Annotated in this window: 7 protein-coding genes and 1 tRNA gene; 4 read left to right on the top strand and 4 right to left on the bottom strand. The window is 67.1% G+C overall.

All coding sequences use genetic code 11. The features are described 5' to 3' along the window. The coding region (locus CCS38_RS09900; protein WP_223732835.1) for a S1C family serine protease at positions 1–1206 on the top strand (1206 nt) is incomplete at its 5' end. 184 nt (positions 1207–1390) lie between these two features. Further along, positions 1391–1480: transfer RNA gene (locus CCS38_RS09895), tRNA-Ser, on the top strand. A gap of 131 nt (positions 1481–1611) precedes the next feature. Here CCS38_RS09895 and CCS38_RS09890 read toward each other — a convergent pair. The 4 genes from CCS38_RS09890 to CCS38_RS35500 all read right to left on the bottom strand — a co-directional run bounded on the left by CCS38_RS09890 (position 1612) and on the right by CCS38_RS35500 (position 3369). After that, positions 1612–1959 (bottom strand): hypothetical protein, encoded by a 348-nt coding sequence (locus tag CCS38_RS09890; protein ID WP_223732834.1) that lies wholly within the window; start codon positions 1957–1959, stop codon positions 1612–1614. 65 nt (positions 1960–2024) lie between these two features. Next, positions 2025–2537 carry a hypothetical protein gene (locus CCS38_RS09885; RefSeq protein ID WP_223732833.1) on the bottom strand — a complete coding sequence of 171 codons (513 nt, stop codon included), beginning with the start codon at positions 2535–2537 and terminating at the stop codon, positions 2025–2027. 227 nt (positions 2538–2764) lie between these two features. After that, positions 2765–2917, bottom strand: a complete 153-nt coding sequence (locus CCS38_RS35505; RefSeq protein WP_308050777.1) for a TlpA family protein disulfide reductase — start codon at positions 2915–2917, stop codon at positions 2765–2767. A 119-nt stretch (positions 2918–3036) separates the two neighbouring features. After that, positions 3037–3369, bottom strand: a complete 333-nt coding sequence (locus tag CCS38_RS35500) for a TlpA family protein disulfide reductase (RefSeq protein ID WP_308050778.1) — start codon at positions 3367–3369, stop codon at positions 3037–3039. Positions 3370–3648: 279 nt separating this feature from the next. On the opposite strand from CCS38_RS35500, the gene CCS38_RS09875 reads away from it, so the two are divergent. Both CCS38_RS09875 and CCS38_RS09870 read left to right on the top strand, forming a co-directional pair. Next, a complete protein-coding gene (locus CCS38_RS09875) occupies positions 3649–3954 on the top strand; it encodes a hypothetical protein (protein WP_223732832.1) in 306 nt (101 codons plus the stop codon). A 212-nt stretch (positions 3955–4166) separates the two neighbouring features. After that, positions 4167–4575, top strand: a 409-nt coding sequence (locus CCS38_RS09870) for an FAS1-like dehydratase domain-containing protein (protein WP_223732836.1), incomplete at its 3' end; no start/stop codon positions are given.

The raw sequence follows: 4575 nt of genomic DNA, 5'->3' as shown, positions 1-4575 counted from the left end.
GGCTGGGGCGGCCCGCCGCAGCCCCCGTACGGCGGTGGCGGCTGGGGTGCCCCGGCCGGTCCGCCCGCCGGCAAGCCGCGCCGCCGCGGCGGCCTGATCGCCGCCGTACTGGTGGCGGCGCTGGTCGCGGGCGGCGTCGGCGGCGGCATCGGTTACTGGGCCGCCGGCCAGGACGACACGGCCTCCACGACCGTCTCGGCCTCCGGCGACCCCCAGGCGCTGAACCGCAAGCCGACCTCAGTCTCCGGCATCGCCCAGCGCGCGCTGCCCAGCGTCGTGACCATAGACGCGCAGGGCGCGGGCGGCGAGGGCGGCACGGGCACCGGCTTCGTGTACGACAAGCAGGGCCACATCCTCACCAACAACCACGTCGTGGCGAGCGCCGCGGACGGCGGCAAGCTGACGGTGACGTTCTCCAACGGCAAGAAGTACGCCGCCGAGGTCGTGGGTCGCGCCCAGGGCTACGACGTCGCCGTCATAAAGCTCAAGAACCCCGACGACGCCACGCTCACCCCGCTCCCGCTCGGCAAGTCCGCGAACGTCGCGGTCGGCGACGCGACGATCGCCATCGGCGCCCCGTACGGCCTGTCCGGCACGGTCACCACCGGCATCGTCAGCGCCAAGGACCGCCCGGTGGCCTCCAGCGACGGCGGCGGCACGAACGCCTCGTACATGTCCGCGCTGCAGACGGACGCGTCGATCAACCCCGGCAACTCCGGCGGCCCGCTGATGGACGCCTCCGGCAATGTGATCGGCATCAACTCCGCGATCCAGTCGGCGGGCAGCGGCGGCGGCAGCGACCCGTTCGGCGGCGGAAGCCAGTCCGGCAGCATCGGCCTCGGCTTCGCCATCCCGATCGACCAGGCCAAGCGGGTCGCCGACGACCTGATCCGTACGGGCAAGCCGATCTACCCGCAGATCGGCGTGCAGGTCGGCATGCGGGAGAACAGCGACGGCGCGACGATCGCCCAGCGCGGCAACGGCGGCACGGACGCCGTCACCCCGAACGGCCCTGCCGACAAGGCCGGCCTCAAGCCCGGCGACAAGATCACCAAACTCGACGACACGGTCATCGACTCCGGCCCGACCCTGATCAGCGAAATCTGGCAGCACCGCCCCGGCGAAAAGGTAACCCTCACCTACGAACGCGACGGCAAGCAGCACACCACCAAGGTCACCCTGGGCCAGCGCGTGGGGGACAGCTGACGGACGCGCCCGGCTCGCCCGGAGACGACCGACACGTGTGCCCGGCCGGCTGGAAGACCGCTGACGTGCGCGGACAGCACGCCCGCCGATCCCGGCACCGGGCGCTCGAACAGCGCACGGAGCGGCCTGACGCGCTACCCTGATCCCCGCGTCACCGTCGGCCGGCCGCCGACAGGTGCCGCGGGGAGGCTTGCCCGAGCGGCCTAAGGGAACAGTCTTGAAAACTGTCGTGGCGGCAACGCCACCGTGGGTTCAAATCCCACAGCCTCCGCCATAGGCCACATAACTCCAGGCCAGAAGGGGTGCCCGTCGAGAACGGGCACCCCTTTCGCGTGCGGCCGCCTGTCTTGCCCCGTAGCGCGTATATCTCGCTCTGGGGCGGCAGCAGGCCGCAGTGAGACGTCGTTACTTGCACTCCGACAGGTAGCGGTCGAAGGCGTGGGTCTTGGCCTTGCGCGCGACGTTCTTGGAGTACGCGTCGGCGTGCAGTACGCCGACGGCGAGGCGAGTGTCGTCCTCGATGTTCTTCGTATTCGCGCATGCCGCCACAACGAACCAATCGCCGTGATTCGTGTCATCTGAGATGCCGTACTTGGGCTCCGCGCCGGTGACGGGCTTTGAGAGGTCGTACGAGACCATCGAAGAGCTCTGCGGCAGATTGCCCTCCACCTGAGCGACGGACTGGCCGACGAGCGAGTCGACAGGAACCTGCGGCTCGTCGTGCGTGCCACACCCTGCCAGGAGCATCGCCACTGCCGCGGCACCCGCCACAGCGCCGGCCCGGGGGAGCGTGAACGCGAAATGACTACGACGGCGACTCATATGACCTTGCAACTCACCTTCGCGGGTGCAGGATCGAAAGCGTACTTCCACCCACTCGTACCGGCCTTGTAATCGAGCGGGGTGGTGATGTGCTTCTCAATCTTGTACTTGTACCGCGTGCCGATCGGATAGGCGACGAGCGAGTGGCCCTTACCGACCTTCGCGCTGCAGGTCACCGACACGGACTGCGTCTTGGCCTTGCTGATGTTCAGGCTCGCCGCGACACCGTTACGGCTCAGGCCGAATCCCGCATCGATCGTGCGCGTCGCCGATGACGTCTTGTTGATCATGCACGTCATGCCCTTGGTCTGCGCCGTGCAGCGGGCAATTTCGTTCTTGGTGTTTGTGTAGTTCTTCTTCGCCGTTTTGTTGATGAGCTTGCTGTAGTGTCCGACAGCTGCTCGGGGCGAAATTTCACCGCTGTGCTTCTGAATTCCCGAGGCGGGCGAAGGCTCGCCGGTGCCGGCATGAGCTGCGGTCGTTCCCAAAGCGGTGGGCAGAAGGGTCATCGTAACCCCGACTGCTCGCATGGTGAGTCTACGAGACATAGCAATCCCCCTATATGGCTGGCGGCTGTGGTCAGCAGCCGTCGTCGCCAAGATCATACTCATGGGCGATGCGGAAGTCTCATTTGCTCTTGGGTTTCGGATGTGCGTACCTGCATCGCAGGCGTGATGTGACGTGAGTGTCTGCACTCAATCTGCGGCTCATTCGATTCTCGTGCACCCGAGGCGTTCTACTTCTCGGCAGTCAGCGGTTCAATCATCTTGCGCAACTCGTCCTCGCCGAGTGGGCCGATGGATCGTGCCGCGGTTCTGCCGTGACGATCGATGGCGACGGTCGACGGAATGAATTGCGGGTTGAGGCTTCCCTTGGGGGAGCGCAGCATGAGCTTGCCTGTCGGGTCGAACAGGATTGGGTAGGGGTCTTGCGCTGTTCCTCGAAGCCGATGGCTTGGGCCGGGTCGCTGTCCCGGGTGTTGATGCCGATGAACTGCACGCCCTGCTTCTAGGTTTCCTTGGCGACTTCGGCGAAGTTGGGCGCCTCCGCGATGCATGGCCCGCACCAAGAACCCCAGATGTTGAGGACGATTACCTCTCCTTTGTGGTCTTCGATGCTCAGATTGTTAACCGTGGTTGTCCTACCGGAGATGTCCGGAGCCGGCTTTCGGTGGGCAACAGGGGTCGTGTCGACGCCATTTCGGCCCTTGACGAGACCGGCTTGAGAGCTCTTGGCGGAGGCTCCGCTCCCGCAACTGCTCAGGACCGCCGTGGCGGCGCACACCGTGAACAGAGCGGTAAGGCAGCGGCTGGTCAGGCGGCTGCGGGAGTTACCCCGCATAGTCATGTCGGGAGTCTTGCATGGGGATTGCTTCGTGCCTCGGTCGGCCTGCGTTCTTGAAAGCGTGTGCTTCGCTGCACCCCCTTGCGCCCCCGACTTCTGTTGACCGGGACGTTTGACGGGGGCCGCTCACGCTTGCGGGGGAATTGGGGATGGTTGTCGGTTCGGGGAGTGTCGCTTGGGCAGTTCTGGTGGCGCGACGTCGTCACACAACAGGCCCGGGGGGGTCGGCCAACCACCCAGGGGTTTCCCGTACAAGTGGTTCCGCAGGAGGAAGTCATGGCAAGCATCCGTACCGCTCGCACCATCGCCGCCGTTGCCGCTCTGCCGCTCGCAGCAGCCCTGTTCGCCGGGGTAGCGCACGCGGACAACGGCTCATTCGCGTCGGACGGGTCGGGGGCGGTGTCGGCGAGCCAGGAAGGCACCGGCGTCGGTAACGACAACAACGGCAACTCGACCACGACGCAGCAGGTCGCGAACGGCGACGGGGCGTCCAACCAGAACAACACCGCGAGCGTGAACGGCTCTGGGTTCACCCAGGTCGACCAGTCGAACGCGACGGTGAACTTCACGAACCTCTGGTGACCTCTGCGGTGACCTGAGGACGACGGGCGGCCGGCGCTGGGGAGAGCCGGCCGCCCGTACCTTCGCACCTTGACAGCGAGCGGTTCCTGACGGACAGTCAGGAACCGCTCGTTCGTGTGTCGGTGGGTGCGGTGGGTGCGGAGGGGGCGGCGGTGAGCGGTGCGGGTTGCGGTCTCGACGAGCGGCTGAAGGCGTACGCGGGGCGGGCCGCGATGGCCGGCGGGACCGGCAAGGACCCGGTCAACCCGGCGATGATCCGGCACTGGTGCGAGGCGGTCGGCGACACCCATCCCGCGTACACCGGCGAGGCGGCGATCGCGCCGCCCACCATGCTCCAGGCGTGGACCATGGGCGGGCTCTCCGGGCATTCGGGCAGGTCGGCGGCGTACGACGAGCTGTTCGCGCTGCTGGACGGCGCCGGGTACACGGCGGTGGTCGCGACCGACTGCGAGCAGGAGTACCTGCGGGCGCTGCGCCCGGGGGACGAGGTGCGCTTCGACGCGGTGATCGAGTCGGTGTCGGGGCGGAAGACGACGAAGCTGGGGGCCGGGTACTTCGTTACGACGAAGATGGATGTACGGGTGGGAGGGAACGGGCGGGGCGGAGAGGGCGACGTCGTCG

It is taken from the genome of Streptomyces purpurogeneiscleroticus (assembly GCF_020024005.1).
Lineage (GTDB): Bacteria > Actinomycetota > Actinomycetes > Streptomycetales > Streptomycetaceae > Streptomyces > Streptomyces purpurogeneiscleroticus.
The sequence above is the reverse complement of the archived record's forward strand: the minus strand, read 5'-3'. Positions and strand labels throughout refer to the sequence as shown.

What these genes read in the sequence shown, in the direction of transcription:
- CCS38_RS09885 (WP_223732833.1), bottom strand. Translation starts at nt 2,537, where the DNA reads ATGACCCTTCTGCCCACCGCTTTGGGAACGACCGCAGCTCATGCCGGC.
- CCS38_RS35505 (WP_308050777.1), bottom strand. Translation starts at nt 2,917, where the DNA reads ATGCTGCGCTCCCCCAAGGGAAGCCTCAACCCGCAATTCATTCCGTCG.
- CCS38_RS35500 (WP_308050778.1), bottom strand. Translation starts at nt 3,369, where the DNA reads ATGCGGGGTAACTCCCGCAGCCGCCTGACCAGCCGCTGCCTTACCGCT.
- CCS38_RS09875 (WP_223732832.1), top strand. Translation starts at nt 3,649, where the DNA reads ATGGCAAGCATCCGTACCGCTCGCACCATCGCCGCCGTTGCCGCTCTG.